This is a genomic window from Thermomonospora echinospora, from assembly GCF_900108175.1.
Lineage (GTDB): Bacteria > Actinomycetota > Actinomycetes > Streptosporangiales > Streptosporangiaceae > Thermomonospora > Thermomonospora echinospora.
Map to the genome: position 1 here is coordinate 158,866 of NZ_FNVO01000013.1, position 22,691 is coordinate 181,556.

Here is a 22,691-nt window from a genome sequence, read left to right on the forward strand (position 1 = left end):
GAGCGTCATGGGGACCGATCGCTGGGCCGCGCATCCCGGGCTGCGCGGCAACTCCGAGGTCATGCGGATCTCGGCGAGCCTGCTGGACCGTACCGAACGGGACTGCGCCGACTTCGCGGCACTCAAGGCCCGGACGGCACTGTGGCCCCGGGCGTTCGAGCGCAGACGGTACGCGCCGTGGGAGACGTTCCCACTGGGGCTGGTACAGCGAGCCCTGGACGCGGTGGAGTTCGACGGGGCGGAGGTGGACGAGGCCGTCGCGGACGTCATCGCAGGCAACCGTTCGCCGGTGCATCCGGGGGTCGGCGTGTGGGTGGAACACGCCTGCCGGGCGTTCCTCCAGGCAGCCGAGTGGATCGCCGACGAGCTGGAGAGCGAGGGAGTTGAGCCGGTGCCCGAGCGGCTGCCCCGGGTGGTGCAGTCGGGGTCGGCGGCCGAGCTGCGGATGCTCACCGCGTGGGGACGCTGGTACGGGTCGCGCGACGGCACCGTCCGGGAGTTCCGGCGGCTACGGATGAGCCGTACCCGTCCGGTGGCGGCCCCCTCGGACGAGGCGATCGCGTTCGTGGCCGCCGCCGGACGGCGCGCGGTCGGCGACCTCTACCGGGACGCGCCGGTCGATGTGGTGGACGACGAGGACGCCCCCACCCGGGTCCGAGTGGTCGAGGTGGCCCTCGCGGCCGACGTAAGGCCGCGCGTGCTGGTGGACGACTCCCCCGACCAGGTGCGGCGGCGTTACCTGGAACGGGTCAGGCCGCTGGCGCAGGGCATCACGGTGGGCGGCGAACGGCGGCCGGGACCGGACTGCGTCGAGTGCAAACTGCAGGCTTCGTGTGAGGACCTGCCGCGCGTGCCCGGCCTGCTGGGTCTGGACGACCCCGGAACGCACCGGCGGACGTGGTCGGTCACCACTGGCCGTCACTACCTGGTGTGCCCGGCGCGGGCCCACCTGCGTGACGTGTATCTGCCCGCCGAGACCGGCGTCGAAGGCACCTCGGTACGGCGCGGGGTCGCCGTCCACCAGTGGCTGGAGGCCGCGCACAGCAGGGGGCGTCCATGCGCGCCCGCCGACCTGCCCGACGCCGACGCCGACGACCTGGGCCTGGCCGCAGGCGTGATGACGCCCGAGGAGTACCGCGAGGCCAGGCCGTACCTGTTGACGCACCTGCCGGTGTGCCCGCTGGCGGGTCCGGGGCCGGTCACCGACGTGTCGGCCGAGCCGACGGTGGCGGTGTTCGACCCGGCCGCCGACGTGCTGGTGGTCGCCCATCCCGACCTGCTGCGCCGGGTGGACGGGCGGCTGGTGTACCGCGAGCAGAAGACCACCGTCCGCGAGCTGCCGGCGGGCACCCCGGGCGAGGTGTTCGAGCAGGTGCCGCAGCTGGCGCTGGCGGTCCTGCTGATCGCCCACGGTGTCTTCGGGGCGGGCGGGGGCATGGTCGAGCTCGAAGTCATGACCCCCTCACTCGCCCAGGTCATGGCCTTCGACGCCGCCGACGCCAAGGTGCTGGACGCGGCACGGCGGCAGATCACGCGCATGGTGCACGGCTGGCACCGGGACACCGAGTTCGCCCCCTCCCCCGGCCCCTGGTGCGAACGCTGCCCGGTGGCCCGCTGGTGTCCCGCACCCCGCGCGTCACCCCCAACCGGCACGGAGCCGATCGAGGTGGACGGCGTCCTCATCGACCCCCTCACCGGCGAGGTCCTGGACGCCCCCGTCCCCCTCACCGGCCGAGCCGCCGCCGTCTCCGCCACCCTCGGCGACCCCGACCCCGAAGCCGACCCCCCGTTCTGAACCACCCGACGCCGAGGACCTCCCGTTCCGTGGGGCGGAACGGGAGGTCCTCGTCAGTTCACAACGGGCGGGCCGGGCGTCTTACCGGTGGAAGAGCTTGCGGCACTCGTGGAGGTTGGCCTCGACCGACTTGCCGCGGTCGACCTTGAGCTTCAGGGTCTGCAGGACCTTGCCGTCGGGGCGAGCGCAGGTGAGCGTCCAGGACTCCTGGAGGAATCCGGTGCGGTTTCCGTGCACGCCGTCGGCCTGGTAGGGCGGGATCGGCCGTACGGAGGGGTTGACGTCCCACACGAAGTGGCCGCCCCGCTCGTCGGCTCGCATGGTGGAGGTCAGGCGGTTGGGGAAGGACACCGGCCGGGAGGTTCCGTCGGGCTGCGGGACCGGGTTGGTCCACATGTCGAAGTCCTTGCTGATGGTCAGGACGGCGCCCTTGGGGGCGTGACCGGTGATGGTGGAGTGCGCGGCGCGGTCGGCGGCCTGCTCCATCGCGACCAGGAACGCCCCGCGGTTGCCCTTGCCGGCGTTGGGACCGACGCCCCAGTACTGGTCGGGCACCAGGCTCTCGAAGGTCCTGGGCAGGCCCATCGGCGTGGTGCAGACCTCGACGGTGACGCCGAGCCCGCGGGTGGCGTAGTAGGACCAGTCGATGACCTCGCCCGCGGTCTCGTAGTCTTCGGCGGAGGTGGTGTGGTAGTAGCCGTTCTGGGTGCCCATGGCGTCGGCGAAGGACCGGAACGCGTCGATGTCCTGCGGCAGCCCCGCCTTGAGCTGCAACGGCGGGTACAGCATGTTGGACAGGCAGGTGTGCATCGTCAGGTAGGTCGTGACCTGGCGGGAGGAGATCGTGTCCCGGACGTTGCGGGTCTCCGGCTCCGACCAGGGCGCGCTGCCCGGGAACGGCTCGTTCGGGCTCCAGCCGAATCCGTAGTTGCGGTTCATGTCGACGTTGGTGGCCGTCCGCCGGGTGTTGCGGACGAAGCCGTCGACGTTCACGATCGGCACCAGCAGCACGCGGACCTGGTCGAGCAGCCGGGTGATCCGCTTGTCGCGGCCGTGATTGGCCACCAGGTCATGGCCGAACTCCATGGTGACCTCGCCGGAGGCCCACTCGTTGCCGTGGTGCATGCCGGTGATGAGGAGCACCGGCTTGCCGTCCTGCTGCTGGACGTCGTCGGTGATCTCCACACCGGTCACCGCGCGTCCCTCGGAGGTGCGGTGCGGCAGGGTGACCTGCTTGACCAGATCCGGGCGGCGGCCGGCGAGCGCGGCCATGTCGGACTGGTAGTCGGCGAGGGTGCGGTACTGGGTGCGCCCGCTGGGCAGCGCCGGCGTCTGCGCGGCCTCCGGGCTCGTGGCGGGGGCGGCAGGCTGGGCGGGCTGGGCGGCCTGCGCCGGGGCGGCCAGGACACCGGTCGTCAGGGCCAGACCGGTGCACAGCGCCACCGCGGCGTGCCGGGATTTGGACAGGGCGGATGAAGCCCTCATGGTCACCACCAAAGGGGTTGAAAACACTCCCGATGATCTTCGGAACGCTCCAAGCCCGCTGTCAACGGGGGTCTTCCAGGCGCTAACCGTTTCGTCGCCACACCGTTGCCGACGCCGCCCCGAAAGACCCCTCCCCGCGACCGCGAACCGGGGCCGTCATCACAGAACGAGCCGAGGACGACCCGGTGGCCGTGGGGCTCAGCCGAGCTGCTCGGTCGTGGAGTCGTCCGTGGGAGGACGGAGCGTGCCCTCGACCAGGCCGTCGCCGATCAGCCTGATCAGCTCGGCGCCCAGCGCGCCGGCCCGGCGCAGGCCAAGCTCGGCCTCCTGCAGGCGCCGCAGCAGCGCCCCCCGGCGGCGCTGCTCCTCCAGCGGAGGCAGCGGGATCTCGGCGCGCCGGACGTCCACCCGGTGGCCGGACGACATGGTCGTGTAGTGGCGCAGACCGACCGACGCGCGCAGGACGCCGGCCAGGTAGTCGGAGTCGATCCGCCGCGGGTCGGGGCGCAGCATGATCAGGTTGCGGCCCAGCACCGCGCCGGGCTCGGTGACGACGGCGGCGGCGGGCACCCGTACCAGCGGGGAGACGGCCACGTCACCGGGCTGCAGTTCCACGGGCGGGTCGCCGCCCTGTTCCTGCGGCCCGCCGGACGGCGGCCTGCCCTCGGCCACGTCCTCGGCGGTCAGGACGGGACCGCGGAGGGCGGACTCGGCCGAGGCGGGCCTGCCGGGCGCCTGGTGGATGGTCAGCAGGCCGAGGCGGGCCAGGTCGGAGATTTGCACGGCCGGGGCGGAGCAGGGTTCGGCCCGCTCGACCGGCGGCACCATGCCGGCCAACTCGTCGAGGAGCCGCACCAGCTCCTCGCGGCCCTGGGCCACCCGTTCGATGGCCGGGGCCGCGGTGGGCCGGGTGATGTGGCGGGACGGGCTCAGATCGACCTCGTCGTCGAGCAGGTCGATGATCCGGACCGCGTGACCCTGGCCCGGCTCGTCTAGATCGCCTTCGGGGTCGTCATCGAAGCGCCGCCACAGCCGCACGGCCGCGGCGACGAAGTCCTCGCCCGTCCGTGAGGTGTCGACCATGAGCACCTGGCCGGGCGGGCGTTCGCCGGTCACCGGATGCCGCAGGACCCACACGGTGAGCGGAACGGCCATGTTGGGGACCGCGCCGAGCGGCAGGGAGACCACCGCGCGCAGGGCGCCGCGCCGCAGCAGGTTGGCGCGGATGCGGCGGCCGGCCCGGCGGCCGGCGGCGGCCGGGGGCATCAGCAGCACGGCCAGGCCGCCCGGACGACAGTGGGCCAGCGCGTGCTGCACCCAGGCCAGCTCGGACTCGGTGCGCGGCGGCAGGCCGTACTCCCAGCGCGGATCGGTGCTCAGCTCGTCATAACCCCAGTTGCGGTCGTTGAACTGCGGGTTGGCGACGACCAGGTCGGCCCGTACGTCGGGGAAGGCGTCATGCCGCAGCGAGTCGCCCGCCCGGATATCGGCGTCGGCGTCCAGCAGGGCCAGCCGGATGGCGGTCATGCGGGCCACCGCCTCGTCGGCGTCCTGCCCCAGCAGCCGCCTGCGCGGCGAGCCCGCGAGCCCGCCGACCAGGAACGCGCCCGACCCGCAGGCCGGGTCGAGCACCGTCTCGGTCCGCGGGCCGGCCAGGCCGGTCACCAGGCGTACGACGTCGTGCGGCGTCTCCTGGGTGCGCCGCTTGTGCAGGTCCAGGAAGCGCTCCCGGAGGAACTCGAAAGCCTCCCGTTCGCCGCCCTTCTCCTGCGCCAGCGTGGCCACGCCCCGGGCCACGGCGACGTGAGCGGCCGGCAGGACGGCGGGGAACGCCTGCTCCCCCGGCAGCTCGGCGGCGGCCCTGCGGACCGCGTCGGGCAGGGCGGCGGCGACCTCCTCGTCCGTCCCGCGCGCCAGCCGCGTCCAGTGCCGCCGGTCGCGGTGCAGATACAGCAGGAACGCCCCGGCGAAGGTGAGCACGTCCACCAGTTGGACGTCGTCGGCGAGCTTGCGCAGCTCCTGCCACAACTGCTCGTCGGCGGGGGCGCCGGCCATCTTGCCCTGGACCCGCAGCCACTGCTGCACCTCGGTCAGGGAGAAGGACGGGCTGGTCGCGGTGCCGCCGACCGGCTGGGGGAAGTCGTCGTGCCGCTTACGCCAGTTGCTCACCGCCGCCCGGCCGACCCCGGCGAGCCGAGCGATGTCGGCGGCGGTCACCGTCGCGTCCTGCACCGCGCCTCCCCGGCTCAACGTCGTTGGTCGATTATATTCACATAAAGATCACTTCTTCACGTGAACACCGTCTCCCCAGGTCAGAGCCTAGTGGAAGGCGTAAAGGGTGGTGTCAAGGAGCTGGACGCAGCGGACGTGACCGGCACGTCGCCCCTCGTCGAACTTCATAACGAGAAAGTCCCCGCCCGGGCACGGGCTTCGCCGGTATCCGCATGCCCCTGCCACCTCGACGCCCCGACCTCGTCACAGAGCCGTGAGCTTCACGAAAACGCGAACCATGGCAAGCGGCTTCGCACCAGCCAGAGACCCGCTGGCCCCGGACGTCCTGGCCTCGTCACGGAGCCGGGAGCTTTGCAAGGGCGGGGATCACGGCAGGCGGCTTCGCGCCGGACGGGGAGCCGCCAGTTCCGGCGGGCCTGCGGATGGCCGGTCTGCGGGGGGAGGGAGAAGTCGCTGAAGGGATCGTTCCCTGGGGGTGATCGGCGTACTGTCTCGCCAGAGTCGCCGGGGCTCTTCCGGCGAAGGGCGTGTGTGCCGGGCGGGAGGTGAGCGGTGGCCGGGGTCGGTCCCCTGGAGGCGGACGATCCGCGGCGGGTCGGGCGGTACGTGCTGCTCGGTCGGCTGGGCGCGGGCGGCATGGGGCGGGTGTATCTGGGACGGTCGCCGGGCGGGAGCCTGGTGGCGGTCAAGGTGGTGCACGCCGCGTACGCGTCCGACGAGCGGTTCCGGGAGCGGTTCCGCCGCGAGGTGACGGCGGCGCGGGCGGTCAGCGGGGCGTTCACCGCGCCGGTGATCGACGCCGATCCGGACGCGGCGAGCCCGTGGCTGGTCACCGCCTACCTGCCGGGGGTGTCGCTGCAGGAGGCAGTGAAGTCGCACGGGCCGTGGCCGGTGCCCGTGGCCGCGGCGCTGGGGGCGGCGCTGGCGGAGGCGCTGCTGTCGATTCACCGGGCGGGCATCGTGCACCGCGATCTGAAGCCCTCGAACGTGATGCTGGCGGTGGACGGGCCGCGGGTCATCGACTTCGGCATCGCGCGGGCCGCCGACGCCGCTGCGATCACCCGGACCGGGGCGGTGCTGGGGACCCCCGGATACCTGGCGCCCGAACAGGCGCTCGGCGAGGAGACCGGCCCGGCCGGGGACGTGTTCGCGCTCGGCGCGGTGCTGGTGTTCACGCTCACCGGGAACGGCCCGTTCGGGAGCGGGCCGATGCAGCAGATGCTGTACCGGGTGGTGCACGAGCCGCCCCGGCTGGACGGTGTCACCGATCCGCGGCTGCGCGCGCTGGCGGCCGCGTGCCTGCACAAAGACCCTGCGCTGCGTCCGGCGCCTACCGACCTGCTGCGCGAGCTGGGAGGCGGTGCCGCCGGGGTGCCGCGCCCGCCGGCGCCGGTCGCCGCGCAAATCGAACGGGCGGCGGCGGCACGGATCCCAACGAGGTCCGTGCCGCGCCGTGTCGTGCTGGCCGGTGCGGGAGGCGCAGCGGCGGCGGCGCTGGCGGCCGGGACGGTCTGGGCGCTGACCCGGCCGGACGGCACTGTGACCACCGGCGACACTGAGGTGGCCACGCCGACCCGGCCGGGGCGTCCGGGCAGGCTGCTGTGGCGGTACGACGCGAGCCTGGCCGTCCGGTCGACACCGGCGGTCGCGCGGGGGCTGGTGCTCGTCGGCGGCGAGAGCGGACGGCTGTACGCGCTGGACACCGCGTCGGGCCGGCCGCGCTGGCAGTACGCCGCCGGGGGCGAGATCACCACCGGGGTGGCGGTGGCCGGGGACGTGGTGATCACCGGGTGCGCGGACGGAGCGGTGCACGGCGTCGACGTCCGCACGGGGCGACGCAGGTGGCGACGCCGCGTCGGCGTCGAGACGTTCACGCCGGTGGTCTCCGGCGCGTCCGTGTACGTCGCGGCCAGGACGCAGGGCGACGCGGGAGTCATCGTCCGGCTGGCGGCGGCCGATGGGGCGCTCCGGTGGCGGCACGCGACGGTGAAGCCGGTCGCGGGGGCACTGGCCGTCGCGGACGGAATGGTGGTCGTCCCCGACGAGACGCTGTACGCGCTGGACGCCGGCAGCGGGTCGTACCAATGGCGTACGGACGTGGACCGCGCCATCGGCACCGCGGTCTGGGGGCGGACCGTGTACTGCGGCACCGAGGTCCCGACGTTGCAGGCGCGGGATCTGGGCTCGGGCGGACCCCGGTGGGCGTTCGAACCCGACGACAAGATCCGAGGGCCGGTGACGCGGGCCGGGAACGTTCTCTACGCGGCCGACGAGAGCGGCACCGTTTACGCGCTGGAGGAGTCCGGGCGGCAGCGGTGGCGCGCCCAGCTCAGCGGCGCAGTCCTGGCACCGGTCACGGCGGCGGCCGGGCTGCTGTACGTCGGAGCCGGGGACAAACGCCTCTACGCCCTCAACCCCACGACCGGTTCGATCGTCTGGTCCTACGAGACCGGCGACGCCATCGCCGGATCCGCCGCCGTAGTGTCCGGCCGGTCGGTGTTCGTCGGCGGCACGGACGGTTATGTCTACGCCTTCCACTCAGGAGCCTGATGAAGCCGCTGCTGCACGACGATCCGGTTCAGTTCGGCGTCCACGTTCTGCTCGCCCGGCTGGGCGCGGGCGGGATGGGCGTGGTGTACCTGGCGCGCTCGCCGGGCGGACGCCTGGTCGCGGTCAAGGCGGTGCATGCCGAACTGGCGGCCGACCCGGCGTTCCGGGAGCGGTTCGGCCGCGAGGTACAGGCCCTGCGGGCGGTGGGCGGAGCGTTCACCGCGCCGCTCGTCGACGCGGATCCGGCGGCGCCCCGGCCGTGGCTGGCGACCGCGTACCTGCCCGGCGTGGCGCTCGGGGACGTGGTGATGGGGCCGGGACCGCTGCCGGGTCCGGCCGTGGACGTGCTGGGGGCTGGGCTCGCCGAGGCACTGCTGTCGATCCACCGGGCGGGGATCGCGCACCGCGACATCAAGCCGTCCAACGTGCTACTCACCCGGGACGGGCCACGGCTGATCGACCTGGGCATGGCCCAGTTGCCCGGAACGGCCACCGTGCCGGGCGCGATGCCGGGGACGCCCGGTTACCTGCCGCCCGAACAGGCCGCCGGGAGTGAGGGCGGACCGGCCGGGGACGTGTTCTCGCTGGCCGCGGTGCTCGTCTTCGCGCGCACCGGCGCCGGCCCGTTCGAGGCGGCCACCATCCCCGCCGTGCTGTACCGGGTGCTGCACCAGGACCCGGACCTGAGCGGGGTCGATGATCCGGCGCTGCGCGAATTCCTGGCGGCCTGCCTGCGCCGGAACCCGGCCGAGCGGCCCACTGCCGCCCAGGTCCTGGACTTCTTCACCGCGCGGACGGCGTCCGCGGCGGCGCACGGCGTCGCCGGCCTGCCGCCGCCGGTCATCGCGTGGATCGAGGACGTGACGCGGCAGGTGCCGCCCCCCGGGGCGCCTGCGTGGCGGTCGGCGCCGCCCCCGCAGGCGGGACGCCGCAAGGTCCTCAAGCACGCGCTGATCTGGTCGGGGGCCGCCGCGCTGACCGCGGCCGCCGGGACCGCCGGTGTGCTGGTCACGCGCGGGTCCACGACGGAGAACTCGATCGAGGTGTGGCGGCGGACCCTCCCCAAGGGCGCGCACGAACTGTTCCCGGTCGGTTCGCTGATGCTGGCGGTGGGCGCGGACCTCGGCGTCTACGCCCTGGACGCCGGAACGGGCGAGCGCCGCTGGCACCGGCCCGACCTGCGCATGCTGTCCAGCTCCAGAGTGCTGCCGGCCGGGGACGTCATCGTGGTCCAGGACCTGGCGCGCACGTACGCCCTCGACTCGGCCACCGGCGCGGAACGCTGGCAGATCCAGTCACGGTCATCGCTCGCCCGGCTCGCGGGCGACCAGAACGTCGTCTGCCTTCCCGGGGTGCGGGGCTCGCTCGGGTCGGGCGAGTTCGTCGTCGGCTACGACACCCGTACAGGCGAGCAGCGGTGGCAGCGCGGCGGCAGTGCCTTCCACGGCGGTGTCACGATCGTCAATGGCGTCGCCTACCTCGCCGTCAAGGAGGACCGGCTGACGGGAGTGGAGGCGGTGGAGACCGCGACGGGACGGTCCCGTTGGCGGACCCGGATCGGTGAGCCGGACGCCTACTTCCACGTACTGACCCCCGCCGTGGCAGGTGGGATGGTGTACGTGGCCACTTCCGACGAGCGGAGGGGCGGCCCCGGCGACCGGCTGCACGCCTTTTCCGCCGCGGACGGCCGCCCGCGCTGGACGACGCGGCTGGGCCAGTCGTCCACCTGGGGGGTGACCGAGCGTTGCCTGGTGGCGGGTGACGCCGTCTACGCCGTCACCAAGGAGGGCGTCATCCACTCCTTCGACGCGGCGACGGGCCGGCGGCGGTGGCGGCTGCCGACCGGCACGACCGTGCAGCGCCCGCTGCCGGAGATGCTGACGCCGGTACGCGATCTGATGGTGGTGGCGGCGCGGCGTACGCTGCTGGGCGTGGGGGTCTCCGACGGCCGCGTCCGCTGGCGCCGGGAACTGGGCAACGAGCCGCTGTCGCCGGTCGTCGCCGGCGGGCTGCTGCACGTGGACGCGCTGCAGATTCAGTCGATCGACCCGGCCGACGGACGGGTCCTGCGGACGCTGTCGTACCAGGACTACCCGTCGCCGCGCAGCGACCTGCACGCGCATCGCGACCTGCTGATCTTCAGCGCCTATCCGTCCGAGGTGTTCGCCGTACGGCCCCGCTGACCCGGCGGGTGAATGCGGGGTGGGCGCCCGCTCGCCGCAGTCATATGGCGGGACGGTCAGTTGTTGTAGTTACCCATGCAGAAGACAAGCCCAAGGTTGTTCTGTTCCGCCAGGAGTTTGCCGCCCACGCTGATCCGGCATCCCAGGCCAGCCGTGGGATTGGCGCTCTGCGCGTTCAGTTGAAACGAGGTGCCGACATGCTCCGTCGGGACGAACGGCAGCTCCACGTGCCAGGGTAGCTTCACATTGCGCCGCGACACCGTCTCGCCCGTCGCCGAGTCGAAGTAGCTCACCGTCTTGGCCCGGCCCTGCCCGGTCAGCTCGTAGGCGACCGTCAGGGTCCTGCCGGTGTCCTTGGCCCCGACGCCGGGCAGGCGCTGCAGCACCAGACCGGCCAGACCAGTGAGGACGGTCTTGGGGTCCTGCTCGTCCTCACCTCTGATCCCGCTCAGCGTGATCGAGAACAGCAGCGCGCCCCGCCGCACCTGGATCTCGTGCTCCTTGAACCGCGAGCCCTCCGAGCCGAGCGTGGCGTAGTCGAACCAGCTCTCGTCCGCCCCCGGCACGACGTTCGTCACAAGAATCGTCTGCCGCTGGTCCTCCTGCATCCGCCGCTTGTGGTCGCGCAGCGTACCGGCGTACTCGATCTTCGCGGCCTCGGCGGTCGGCTGAAGGGCGAGCGTCAGCCAGTCACCGCCGGTGGCCGAGCAGGCCACCTTGTTGCTCCCGCCCTCGCCCAGCGTCTTGGAGGTATAGGGAAACCGCCTGTGCCCGTACCTGCGGTAGTCGGCCTCGGTGAGCAGATCGCACATCTGCTCGGTGACCCGTCCGTTCACCGGCTGCGGCCATCCTCCGGGCGGCGGGGCGGCCGTCTTCTCCCCTCCGGCGGACTCGCCACCGGGAAGGATCCCGCATCCCGCAGTGGCGAGCAGGACCGTCGCCGCCCCGGCCAGTCGCTTCCCACGCCGCATTCTCAGCCGCCCTTCTCGACCCTTTCCCGACGAGGGACATTAGCGGCGTCACTGCGATCCCGTCCGGATTCTCCGAACTCCCCCAGCCCCCCTCCACCCGGCGGCCCGCGCCCACCGGAGCAATCCGCCAGGACTCCAGGCACCGCCACACCACACGGGACGGTGTCGTGCGACATAGGGCCGCACGGAACGGTGCCGCGGCCCCACGAGCGGCGGGGCCGCGGTACCTGTCGCCGGTCATGCCGGGCGGATCACCAGGCGAACGCCTCCGGGGCAGGGCCGGGACCGGGGAAGATCTCTTCCAGGGTGGCCAGGAACTCCTCCGGCAGCTTCAGCTCGGCCGCCCGCAGCGCCGAGTCGAGCTGCTCCCGGACGCGGGGGCCGACGATCGGGCCGGTCACCCCCGGCCGGGTGAGCAGCCAGGCCAGGGCGACCTCGCCGGGCTCGAAGCCGTGCTTGTCGCACAGGTCCTCGTACGCCTGGATCCTGTCCCGCACCGCCGGGTCGTTCAGCGCCTCGGCCGTCCGCCCGCTGGAGGAGCGGGTCTGGCCGCCCTCACCGGAGGACTGCTTGCGCAGCACGCCGCCGAGCAGGCCGCCCTGCAGCGGCGACCACGGGATGACTCCCAGCCCGTAGTTCCGGGCCGCCGGGATGACCTCCATCTCGGCGCGCCGCTCGTACAGGTTGTACAGGCACTGCTCGCTGACCAGGCCCAGCGAGTGCCGCCGCGCCGCCGCCTCGTTGGCCTGGGCGATCCCCCAGCCGGGGAAGTTGGAGGAGCCGACGTACAGCACCTTGCCCTGCTGGATCAGCACGTCCAGCGCCTGCCAGATCTCCTCCCACGGCGTACGCCGGTCGATGTGGTGGAACTGGTACAGGTCGATGTGGTCGGTGCCCAGGCGCTTGAGCGACGCCTCGGCGGCCCGGCGGATGTTCAGCGCCGAGAGCCGGTCCTCGTTGGGCCACCGCGAGCCCTCCGCGCCCATGTTCCCGTAGACCTTGGTGGCCAGCACCGTCTTGTCCCGGCGCCCGCCGCCCTTGGCGAACCACGTCCCGATGATCTCCTCGGTCCGCCCCTTGTCCTCTCCCCAGCCGTACACGTTGGCGGTGTCGAAGAAGTTGATCCCCGCGTCCAGCGCCGCGTCCATGATCGCGTGGCTGTCGGCCTCATCGGTGTACGGGCCGAAGTTCATCGTCCCCAGCACCAGACGGCTGACCGTGAGCCCCGTGCGTCCCAGTTGCGTGTACTCCATGTCCCCACCCAAACATCTGGAGCGCGCTCCAGGTCAAACCGGTGGTCCGATTCCGGCGCCTCCGTGGCCATGACGTGGGCCTACGCGGTGGCGGTCGTCCTGGCCCTTCCCCAGGCGCTCGGGCCGTTCTCGGGCTCCGACCTTGGACACGCGTCCGGCCCGAATTCCGCGTCTCGCTCGCCTCCTCGGTCGAGGGGCCGCCGGTCCGGGCACCTGTACGGGTGGTATTTCAGGACTCCATGCTGACGGGCTGGAACGGCCCGCCATCGGAGCGCGTCCCGGTGGACGTGGGGATGTCACCGGGAGGCTCCACCATCGCGAGAAGGTTCCGGAGCCGTTCCTTCACCCCCAAAAAAAGAAAACCAAATATTCACTCAAGAAGGGGAACGACGTCTGCCCGATCCCCCTGCTCCCAGGAGGATTTTGAGTACCCTCGCCAAATTGACACATATTCACGACGGCAAGGCCGCACAAAGACCAACAAACACGCATATGGAACGACACTTCTCTCACGCTGCCCATCAGGTCTGGCTTTCCTTCCCTCAGGGTTCGGCCCGGCATCGGCGTGGGTAGCCGTGCGAACACGGAGAACTTCAGCGGGCCGGATGTTCCCATTACCCCGACCGCCGCTCGTCCCATCCACCACGGGAGGCCCGGCATGAGACGACGCTCTTACCTTCCCGCCCTCACCCTCGCCGTCCTCGCGAGCGCCTGCCAGTCGGCCGGCGACGCCGAAGCGAAGCCGGCCGCCACCGTCACCGTCACGCGGACGGTGCCGCCGGCCAGCACGGCCACCGACGCCCCGGGCAGCTCCGAAAAACCGACCACCGGCGAACCGGACCCCACCGACGAGAACTCCGAGCCCGCCGCCGGGAAACGGCGGCTTCCCAACGTCGTCGGGATGAACCATCAGGAGGCCCAGGACCGTCTGCAGGCGGCCGGCTTCCGCCGCCTCAGCGAGGAGGACGCGACGGGCCGGAACCGGATCCTGCTCTGGGACCGCAACTGGGTCGTCGTCGACCAGATCCCCAAGCCGGGCTCCCGGATCCCTCTCGACACCCGGATCATCCTCCGCTCCAAGAAGCTCACGGACTGAGGCGCTCCCGCCGGATCGCCTCCCGACCGCAGGCGAAGAGGTTGATCTCGTTCACATCGATCGAATGACCGTTCGGCCATATCTCCGCTGGTCATCGGGCAGACCGGAAACACCTCATGGTCTTGACCGCTTCTGACCAATCACGGCAAACCCACCGGTAGCCACATTCGGTGGAGCTAGCGTCACACAACCGGCACCCACCGCCGTGTGCAGGAGGTCCCATGACAGGTGACCCGGACGGCCCCCGCCCGGACCAGGAAACGGCCGCGTCACCGGACGGGCCGGGGCTCGATCCCCGGCAACTCACCCAGAGCGCCCTGGCCGCCCTCACCCCCGAAGACACCGAACAGGCCCTCACCACGCTCCCCACCGACATCCGGCGCAGGGCCATGGCGGTCATCGGCCGTCGGCCCGCCAGCCGCCCCAGCCCCCGGATCGCCGAGAACCTGTTGCGGCACCTGCGCTACGGCCAACGCTCCAAGCGCTGGGAGCTGCAGATGCTGTTCGTCTACCCGCTCTGGTTCGCCCTCGACAACCCCGACGGCCTCCCGGCAGCCGACCACGCGGCCCTGCTGGATCCCGCCACCGCGCCCCAGGTGCTCGAACGAGCCCCAGCGCTGGCCCATGCCTTCGCCATCCAGGCCCCGTTGCCCCCCGCGTACCTGCGCCTGGGAGTCACCACCGCCCTGACCCGGGAGCCGGCGCTGGCTCCCCTCGCCATAGGCCTGCTCCAAGCCGAGGCCGACCGCTTCGGCCCCGACCTGGCCAAAGCCCTCCACGAAGCCTGGCGCCGCCTACGCGCCGACGATCCGGCCCTCCCCGAAACCCCTCTCGACACCTCCACCCTCTGCGCCCACGCCGCCGCCAGCACCCACTCCCCCAACGCCACCCCGGCCGACACCCCGACCGACCCGGCCCTCGCCGACAGCGAAGACCTCGCCACCGAAGCCCCCACAGCCGACACCAACCCCACCGCCGTGGCGCCGCCCACCTCGGCCAGAACGCCCCCTGCCGCCGACGTGATTTCCGACGCCGAGACCGAGCCGCCAGCGAAGGAGGCCACTGCGATGCCGGTGCCGCCCATGGAGCCCCAGCGGGAGATCGAGGCCCTGCGCATCCGCCTGCAGGACGCGCGAGAACGCTTCGACGCGGCGGCGGAGGCCATCGGGACGGTGTCGGCCGCGCTGTGGTCCGGTCGCCGTCCGGCGGACGACGAACTGGCCGCGCTGACTACGGCCGTCCAGGCGTTCGACGACCTGCGCGAGGCCATCGCGGCGCTCGGCGGACGACCGGCCGAACCCACCCTCGACGCGTTGGCGGAGGCGCTGCGGGCCGCCGGTGAACGGGCCGGGCGGACCGTGGCGATCCGGGCGCTGACCACGCTCACCGGCCCCTCGATACTGAAGGCCCCGCTCAACGAGATCCGGCGGGCGGCTGCCACCGGTGCGGGCGAGGGCCTGGCCGAGCTGGCCGAGCTGATCGGGCTGTGCGCCCGCGACGACCACATCGAGCACTTCGACCGCATCGACCGGCTGGCACGAACGGCCCGCGAGCGACTGCCCGACCAGCAGCAGGCGGTCGTCACCGCGGCGATCAGCCGACTGCTGTCGGTCTCCCCGGCCGACCCCGATCCGCATGCCGGGAGTGACAACGCCCCACAGTCGGACGGCGGAGAGACCAACCCCGACCCACCGCCGGGCACCGACGGCGGTCCCACAGCCGACCCCACCCCCGGCCCGGCCGAAGAGAAACAGCCGCCCGCCAACCCCGTTCCACCACCTCGCCCCGCCCCCGAAGACACCACCGCCCCCGCCCCCATCTCTCCCAAGGAAGAACAGACCACCAGCCCCGCCCCGCCGTCTCGTCCTGCCTCCAAGGGCACCGCCACAACCGGCTCTCCCGGCAAGGAGCAGACCCCCAAACCCATCCCACAACCCCGCCCCACCCCCACCGCCCCCGACTCCGGCTCCGCTTCTCCCGGGGATGAACGGCCCACCGAGCCCACCCCGCCACCTCGCGCCACCCCCAAGGACACCGCCGTTCCCAGCCTCACTTCCCCTGAAGGGGAACGGACCGCCGGCCCCGCCTCCCCATCTCATCCCACTCCACAAGACACCGCCGTTCCAGAACCCGGCTCTTCCGGTGAGAAGCAGACCGCCGAGTCCGTCCTGCGGCCTCGCCCTGTCCCCGAGGGCACCACTGTTCCCGGTCCCGGTCGTTCTGAGGGGGTACGGGCTGCCGAGTCCGTTCCGTTGGTGCCACGGCCCCGGCCCGTTCCCGATGACCGGCCCTTGGACGACCTGGACGAGTTGCTGGAGGCCGACGCGAGGAGCCGTTCCGGCCCGGCCGATCCGCCGGGTCGCAGGAAGGACCGGCCCTCCGAGGCCGCCGAGGAGAGGACCCCCGCCGGGCCGCGGGCGACCGGCGGCGCCCCAGCGGCCGAGACCGTCCCGCAGGAGGAAGAGACGGTCCCGCAGCGGCCTTCGGCGGCCGATCTGGAGGCGGCGGCGCTGCGGGATGGGCGGGCGGCTCTGGCGGGATGGATCCGGACGGCGGCGGGCCGGCCGGACGCTGAGGCCCGGGCCCGTCATGCCACGGCCATCGCGCTGGAGATGACCGAGTTCGCCGGGCGCATGTCGGCGGCCTACGTCCAGACGGCGCACGGCCTGGACGGCGACGCGCTGGCCGGCGACCCGGCAGGGCAGGTGCTGGCCTGGGCCTCGGCGATCCGCTCCGGGGTCGTCCAGCCGACCGGCCAGTCCACCGAGCTGCTGCGCAGGCCTCCGGCGCTGGTGGCGGCCCGTCCGGGGCTGGCCGCGCTGGGCGAGGAGTTCCGCCGGGCCGCCGACGACGGCGTCTACCTGCGGCCCGGTGTGTGCGGCCGGCTCCGCGACACGGTACGCGCCGAGGAGCACCGGGCCGAGCAGGCGGGCCACGCCCAGCGCATGCTCGCCGAGGGGCCGGCGAAGAGGATCAAGTATCAGCTCGCCACCGAGGTGCTCAAGCTCGTACTGCACGAGGAGGGCGAGGTCGGGCGGCTGCTGGCCATCGTCGCCGCCGACGAGGCCGGACGGGCCGGCGAGGCCCGGCGCGGCGTCGACGCGCTGCGCGTCGACGGGGTCGAACGGCTCATCGACGCCGCCACCCGGGAGCTGAGCCCCCGCGGTTCCAAGCGGCGGATCGTGGCGGGCGCGCGCCGCAAGCTGCGCGAGCACATCGACGAGGCGCTCGACATCGTCAACCGGTGGAGCGGCGCGGTGGGCGAGCAGACGGCCACGCGTACGGACGGGGCCGCCGGCTCCGACCCGCAGCGGGTGGAGGCGCGGCTGGCCGATCTGAGACGGGCTGCGTTCGACCTCCGGGACCGGTGCCTGGCGGAGCTGGACGGGCTCGCCGGCGCCCGTGATCCGGTGCTCGGTGCGGCCGCGTCCCTGGCCCGCCGGCTGGTCGAGGACGCCCTCGCCCTGCTCGACATGAGACCGCCGGGCGCCGAACCCCGCCAGGCCGACCAGGTCGTCGGACGGGACCTGCTGCTCGCCCCGGGCATCGCCGTCGTCCCGGGATCGCTGGAACCCGCGGCCGTCCCCACGCTCGCCGACCTGAGCGCGGTCGTCGCCGCCGCACCCGACTGGACGGCCGCCTTCGAGGCCCGCGCCGAACGCGGCGACCATGTCGGGACCGAGGCGATCATCGGTGTGCTGCGCGACGGCGATCCACGCCGGGCGGCCGCGCTGGAGCGGCGCCGCGCGTCACTGGTCGAGCTGGCCCGCCGCGACCAGCACGCGCGCGTCGAGAAGCTGCGCGACCAACTGGCCCGGCTGCGCCGCGACAGCGTCATCGGCGAACAAGACGCCACCGGCCTGGAGGGCATGCTGCGGCCGCTGACCGATCCGGGCCGTACCGACTTCGACCAGATGGGGCGGCGGCTGGACGAGGTGGAGGGCCGGATCGGCGAGCTCACCGAACGGGAGATGGACAAGGTGCGGCGGCGGCTCGCCGACGACCTCGGCCACCCGGCGACGGCCGCCACGGCCGCCCGGATCGCCGAGTATCTGGATGGCGGCGACCTGACCACCGCCCGGGAGTTCCTCCTCCAGGCCCGGCAGGGACGACCGCTGCCCGAGGCACCTTCCGACCCGGGGCACTTCGCCCGGTTCTTCCCGGCGTTTCCCAGGGTCTTCGACGCCCTGCAGCCACCGGGCCGCCGGGCGGCCGACCCCAGCCCGGCCATCGACGCGCTGATCGAGGCGCTGCAGGGGGACGGCCGGGTCGCCGACGCCCGGCTGCGCGAGGCGCTGGCCGAGGCCGGGCTGGACCTGGCCGCGTCCCGGCGGCGCGACCTCGGCCGGGAGGCGCTGCGGATGTGGCGGGCGGCCGGGGCCGGCCCCAAGCCGGGCGGCAACCTGAAGACGATGATCGAGCCGATCCTGCGGCTGATCGGCCTGGAGGGCGACCAGCGTCCCGGCCTGGCCGCCAAGGCGCGCAGCTGGATCGAGCTGACCGGCGTTCGGTGGCACGGGCCGGCGCTGCTGCCGGCCTTCGGTTCCCGGATGAGCCCCTCCGGCGACACGCTGCGGCTGCTGCTGGTGTGGAACCGTCCCGGCCCGGGGAGCATCGTCGGTCTGCTCAAGGACGAGCCGCACGACCAGACGGTGCTGGTGTGGTACTTCGGCACCCTGTCCCCCGGCGACCGGCGGGCGCTGGCGGAGGCCGCCCGGCGCCACCACCGCCCGGTCGCGGTGCTGGACAACGCCGCCATCGGCTACCTGGCCTGCCTACCGGAGGCCGACTGGGGCACCACCGTCACCCTCCTGGCGCCGTTCGCCTCCAGCGATCCGTTCGCCGCCACCGGCGACGTCCCCGACGAGATGTTCTACGGGCGCGACGAGCAGTTGCGGCAGGTCATCGACCGTGCCGGCGGCTCGTTCGTGTACGGGGGGCGGCAGCTCGGCAAGTCGGCGCTGCTGCAGGCCGCCCGCCGCCAGGTCGGCGACGGCGACCCGCACCGCGTGGTGATCTTCAAAAGCATCTCGGACGTGGGCCGGACCGCCCCGGCCGAGGCGATCTGGCCGACGCTGCGCCGCCGGCTGGCCGACGCCGGGATCGTGTCGCCCGCGCTGCCGGGCGCCGGCGGGCCGGAGGGGATCCGCCAGGCGGTCCGGGAGTGGATCGCCGGTGACCCGCGCCGCCAGTTGCTCATCCTGCTGGACGAGGCCGACGAGTTCCTCGACCGGGACGCCGAGGGCGCCGTGTTCGCCAACGTCGGCGCGCTGCGCGACCTGATGAGCGAGACCGAGCGCCGGGTCAAGGTGGTGTTCGCCGGGCTGCACCAGACCGCCCGGTTCAAGAGCCTGTCCAACCAGCCGCTGGCCCATCTGGGCACCCCGATCTCCGTCGGGCCGCTGGCCCCGCAGGACGCCTTCGACCTGCTCACCAGGCCGCTGGCCACGCTGGGCTTCCGGCTGCCCGAGACACTGGCCGCGCGGATCATCACCCAGGCCAACAACGCGCCGGCGCTGATCCAGCTGTTCGCCTCCGCGCTGCTGAGGCAGTTGCGCGGGCGTCCGGTCGGCGAGCGCTCCCTGCCGTACGAGGTGACCCGCGACGACGTCGACGCGGTCTGGGCCGACGCCGGGCTCGCCGAGGGTTTCCGGGAACGCTTCGAATGGACGATCAACCTGGACCAGCGCTACAAGGTCATCGCCTACACCGTCGCCCTGAACGCCCAGGGCGAGGACGCCGAGGCGGCCTTGCCGGTCGGCAGGCTGTACGCGGAGTGCCGTGACCTGTGGTGGCCGCGGGGCTTCGCCGACTGCTCCCTCGACGCCTTCCAGGGGCTGCTGGACGAGAGCGTCGAACTGGGCATCCTCGTCCGGGAGGGCGACCGCTACCGGCTGCGCACCCCGTACATCCTCGACCTGCTGGGCGGTGCGGAGCAGGTCGAGCAGGTCCTGACCCGGGCGCAGGACCTGGAGCCGCCGGACTCCTTCGACGTCCACTCCTACCGCCCGGCCTACCTGGGAGGCCCGGACCGTTCCCCACTGACCGGCGGCCAGGTGTCGCGGCTGCTGACGCGGGCCAACCTGGTGCACGTGATCGCCGGATCGGCGGCCCTGCACCTGGAGCAAGTGCCCAAGGCGCTGCAGGACGAGGAGGAACGCCACGAGAACGTCAGGGTGGTGACGGTGCGGCCCGGCGGATCCACCTTCGAGGGCGCGGTGGAGGACGCCCGCGGCAGGCCGGGCCACAGCCTCGTCGTGATCGCCCTGCGCGGCCGGACCCTGGCGCAGGCGCAACGGCAGATCCGGCAGGCCGGTCAGGTGCTGTCCCGTCATCGGGGGGCGGGCGGCGGAACGCTCGCCGTCGTGTTCACCGTGCCGCCCGAGCTGGCCCCGGTCTGGCTGGCGGCCCGGGAGTCCGGCGGCCCCGGCCCGCTGCTAGACCTGGGCGGCCGCGCGGAGCTGATGGAGCTGCGGCGTTTCGACGCGGCGGCCGTCCGGCAGTGGATGCGCGAGGCGGCGCACGCCTTCCAGAACCGGCGCGGCCAGGAGGATCTGCTGGCCCGCACCGGCGGCTGGCCGACCCTGATCAGCACCGTGCTCGCCGGGGAGATGGTCGCCGACCAAGACCGGGCCCTGGACCGCTGCCGCAGGTACCTGCACGAACGCCCGGCAGAGCTGGTGGCCGCGGCCGGGCTGCGATGCTGCCCTCCCGTCGCGGCGGCCTGGTACGAACTGGTGGACATCATGGGCACGGGCGAGCTGGCGGGTTCCGGCGAACCGGCCGACCTGGCGGACCTGCTCGCCCCCTCCGCCGCCGAGGACGACCACCCACTGTCCGGCCACTCGCTCCGGCACCACGGCTACCGCACCATCACCGACGTCATTGAGGTGCTGCGCACCCTGGGCGCGCTCATCCCCGCGGCACACGCCCCCCACGAACTCCAATGCGAACCGGTCCTGGCCGAGGCCACCAGAAGAGCCGCACAACGCGCATGACCGGTGAACCGTATGCCGCCTCTCCCTTGGAGGAGGCGCTCAAGGTCGCGGCGGGCGTCGTGCTGTCGCGGAGTCGTTATGCGGGGCCGGAACGGGAGGCGGCCGAACTGGTGCGCAACCGGCGGGATTGGCTGCTGGATCTGATCGAGGCGTCCGCCGCGCTGCGGTCGGCCGCTCGGGAGCGCCTGCCGCGCGGTGCCGGGCCAGCCCGGTTGCTGTTTCATCCGGACGCCGAAGTCGCCGCCGAGGTGCGCCGGCTGGCCGAGGCGGCCGCCGTCCCGTCCTCCTCCGCCGCCGACGACCGGAAGGTGCGCCGTCTCGGCGAACTCAAGGAACGGTTGCAGCGCAAGCTCGCGGCCTCACGGCAGAAGCTCGAGTACGCGCACGCGGATGCGACCCGGCTCCGGGGGGAGCTGGCCGAAACCCGTCGCGCCGCCGCCGACGCCGAAGAGGAACTGGCCGACCTGCGGGCCCGGCTCGCGGCGCAGCAGCGCAGGCTGCAGAACCCCCGTTCACTGGCCGCCGCCCTGCTGGCCGCCCTGCGGGAGGCACCAGACGGCACGGTGGCCGATACGGACCCCGTGCTGGAGGGGCTGCGGAGGCTGGTCGAGCCGCCGCGCCCCGTTCTGGAGCACGTCGGGCGGCCCCGCGAACTGCGGGTGACGCCGCTCGGCGGCGACGACCACATCGGCGGCTCGTGCCTACTGGTGGAGGCCGGCGGCACCCGGCTGCTCATCGACGCCGGGATCCGGCCGGGCGACCCGCCCGAGCCGCCACGCGACGTCGCCGAGGCGCTCACCGCGCGGCCCGCCGCCGTGATCGTCACGCACGCCCATGCCGACCACTGCGGTTACGTGCCCGCGCTCGCGCACCGGCTGCCCCGGCTGCGGATCCTCGCCACCCCGGAAAGCTGCCGGCTCATGCCGGTCATGTGGCAGGACGCGCTGAAGGTGATGCGGCATCGCGCATCCCGCGGCGGGTCGTGGACCCCGCTCTACGGGGAGGACGCCGTCGGCACCGCGATGGAGCGGCTGGAGGAGCTGCCGGTCGGCGTCCGGAGAACGGTCGGCGATCTGACCGTCGAGCTGTTCCCCGCCGGTCACATCCTCGGCGCCGCCGGGGCGGTGATCAGCGCGGGCGGACGGCGGGTGGTCGTCACCGGGGATGTGTCCGGCTTCCGGCAGGCCAGCGTCGACGGCTACCGGCTGCCGGACGGCGCCCGGGGCGCCGAGCTGCTGGTGCTGGAATCGACCCGCTGCGCCGAGGAGCACGACGAACGCGACACCCGGATCGGCGAGCTGATCCGCACCGTCGAGGAGGTGCACGCCGGCTCCGGCCGCGTGCTGATCCCCGCGTTCGCGCTGGGCCGCGCCCAGGAACTGGCCCTGCTGGTGCGCACGCACCTGCCCCACGTCCCAGTGCTGATCGACGGCATGGCCCGCCAGGTCAGCGACGCCTACGAGACCGCCAGCGGATCCGGGCAGCGTCCCCTGTCCATCTTCGGCGGGAACGTCGCAGCGGCGGGCCGTCCCCGCGACTTCGACGGTTTCACCGAGGGCGTCGTCATCGCCACGTCCGGGATGCTGACCGCCGGGCCCGCGGTCGAGTGGGCGGCGCGCATCCTGCCCGAGCCGCACAGCGCCGTCCTGCTGTCCGGCTATCAGGACGAGGCGTCCGGCGGCCGCCGCCTGCTCCAGGACGCCCATGCGGGAGCGGCCGAGCACCTGCTGCCCAGCCACCGCCCCGTGCCGCTGCGCGCCAAGGTCGGCCAGGTGCACCTGTCGGCCCACGCCGACCGCCGCGGCCTGCTGCGGATCGCCGAGGAGGTCTCCGCCCGCCACACCATGCTCGTCCACGGCCTGCCCTCCCGCCAACGAGCCTTCCGCGAGGTCCTGCACGTCCGCCGCCACCACACCGTCGACCCCGGCCCCTGGCACTGACCACGCAGGACAACACCCCACGCGAGAACCACCCGCCCCGCCACCACGAAAGCCGAACCGAAGAACGACGAACGCTCGCCCCATCACCACGGATACCGAACCGAAGAACGGTGAACGCGAGAACCGTCCGCCCCTGGCACTGACCACGCAAGAGAACACCCCACGCGAGAACCGCTCAACCCGTCACC

At 73.3% G+C, this 22,691-nt stretch carries 10 protein-coding genes; 6 read left to right on the top strand and 4 right to left on the bottom strand.

The window, feature by feature from the left end; translation table 11 throughout:
- Window positions 1-7 precede the first annotated feature (7 nt).
- A complete protein-coding gene (locus tag C4U03_RS26365; RefSeq protein WP_103941165.1) occupies window positions 8-1,795 on the top strand; it encodes a PD-(D/E)XK nuclease family protein in 1,788 nt (595 codons plus the stop codon).
- A gap of 81 nt (window positions 1,796-1,876) precedes the next feature.
- Here C4U03_RS26365 and C4U03_RS26370 read toward each other — a convergent pair whose 3' ends face one another.
- Together C4U03_RS26370 and C4U03_RS26375 are read right to left on the bottom strand one after the other, a co-directional pair.
- Window positions 1,877-3,280, bottom strand: a complete 1,404-nt coding sequence (locus tag C4U03_RS26370) for a M14 family zinc carboxypeptidase (RefSeq protein ID WP_146087537.1) — start codon at window positions 3,278-3,280, stop codon at window positions 1,877-1,879.
- 198 nt (window positions 3,281-3,478) lie between these two features.
- On the bottom strand, window positions 3,479-5,512 hold the full coding sequence (locus C4U03_RS26375; RefSeq protein WP_200827479.1) for an N-6 DNA methylase: 2,034 nt from the start codon (window positions 5,510-5,512) through the stop codon (window positions 3,479-3,481).
- Between the two features lie 552 nt (window positions 5,513-6,064).
- Between C4U03_RS26375 and C4U03_RS26380 the strand changes: the two genes are divergently transcribed.
- Complete coding sequence (locus tag C4U03_RS26380; RefSeq protein ID WP_103941169.1) at window positions 6,065-8,062, top strand: outer membrane protein assembly factor BamB family protein; 1,998 nt, start codon at window positions 6,065-6,067, stop codon at window positions 8,060-8,062.
- On the top strand, window positions 8,062-10,245 hold the full coding sequence (locus tag C4U03_RS26385) for an outer membrane protein assembly factor BamB family protein (protein WP_200827480.1): 2,184 nt from the start codon (window positions 8,062-8,064) through the stop codon (window positions 10,243-10,245). Before C4U03_RS26380 ends, C4U03_RS26385 begins: the two co-directional genes overlap by 1 nt.
- 56 nt (window positions 10,246-10,301) lie before the next feature.
- Here the strand turns inward: C4U03_RS26385 and C4U03_RS26390 are convergent, their stop codons facing one another.
- Together C4U03_RS26390 and C4U03_RS26395 are read right to left on the bottom strand one after the other, a co-directional pair.
- Entirely contained in the window at window positions 10,302-11,081 is a 780-nt protein-coding gene (locus C4U03_RS26390; RefSeq protein ID WP_103941173.1) for an MmpS family transport accessory protein, read from the bottom strand.
- A 386-nt stretch (window positions 11,082-11,467) separates the two neighbouring features.
- Window positions 11,468-12,469: an aldo/keto reductase gene (locus tag C4U03_RS26395; RefSeq protein WP_103941175.1), complete on the bottom strand. Its 1,002-nt coding sequence runs from the start codon at window positions 12,467-12,469 to the stop codon at window positions 11,468-11,470.
- Window positions 12,470-13,127: 658 nt separating this feature from the next.
- Here C4U03_RS26395 and C4U03_RS26400 point away from each other — a divergent pair.
- The 3 genes from C4U03_RS26400 to C4U03_RS26410 all read left to right on the top strand — a co-directional run bounded on the left by C4U03_RS26400 (window position 13,128) and on the right by C4U03_RS26410 (window position 22,503).
- On the top strand, window positions 13,128-13,565 hold the full coding sequence (locus tag C4U03_RS26400) for a PASTA domain-containing protein (protein ID WP_103941177.1): 438 nt from the start codon (window positions 13,128-13,130) through the stop codon (window positions 13,563-13,565).
- Between the two features lie 221 nt (window positions 13,566-13,786).
- Window positions 13,787-20,563 carry a hypothetical protein gene (locus C4U03_RS26405; RefSeq protein ID WP_103941179.1) on the top strand — a complete coding sequence of 2,259 codons (6,777 nt, stop codon included), beginning with the start codon at window positions 13,787-13,789 and terminating at the stop codon, window positions 20,561-20,563.
- Window positions 20,560-22,503, top strand: coding sequence for an MBL fold metallo-hydrolase (locus tag C4U03_RS26410; RefSeq protein WP_146087539.1), 1,944 nt, complete (start codon window positions 20,560-20,562; stop codon window positions 22,501-22,503). The genes C4U03_RS26405 and C4U03_RS26410 overlap by 4 nt, the downstream gene beginning before the upstream one ends.
- Window positions 22,504-22,691: the final 188 nt, after the last annotated feature.

Excerpts from the sequence above, each read along its gene's own strand:
- C4U03_RS26370 (WP_146087537.1), bottom strand. The coding sequence starts at position 3,280 with ATGAGGGCTTCATCCGCCCTGTCCAAATCCCGGCACGCCGCGGTGGCG.
- C4U03_RS26385 (WP_200827480.1), top strand. The coding sequence starts at position 8,062 with ATGAAGCCGCTGCTGCACGACGATCCGGTTCAGTTCGGCGTCCACGTT.
- C4U03_RS26365 (WP_103941165.1), top strand. The coding sequence starts at position 8 with ATGGGGACCGATCGCTGGGCCGCGCATCCCGGGCTGCGCGGCAACTCC.
- C4U03_RS26395 (WP_103941175.1), bottom strand. The coding sequence starts at position 12,469 with ATGGAGTACACGCAACTGGGACGCACGGGGCTCACGGTCAGCCGTCTG.
- C4U03_RS26405 (WP_103941179.1), top strand. The coding sequence starts at position 13,787 with ATGACAGGTGACCCGGACGGCCCCCGCCCGGACCAGGAAACGGCCGCG.
- C4U03_RS26400 (WP_103941177.1), top strand. The coding sequence starts at position 13,128 with ATGAGACGACGCTCTTACCTTCCCGCCCTCACCCTCGCCGTCCTCGCG.
- C4U03_RS26410 (WP_146087539.1), top strand. The coding sequence starts at position 20,560 with ATGACCGGTGAACCGTATGCCGCCTCTCCCTTGGAGGAGGCGCTCAAG.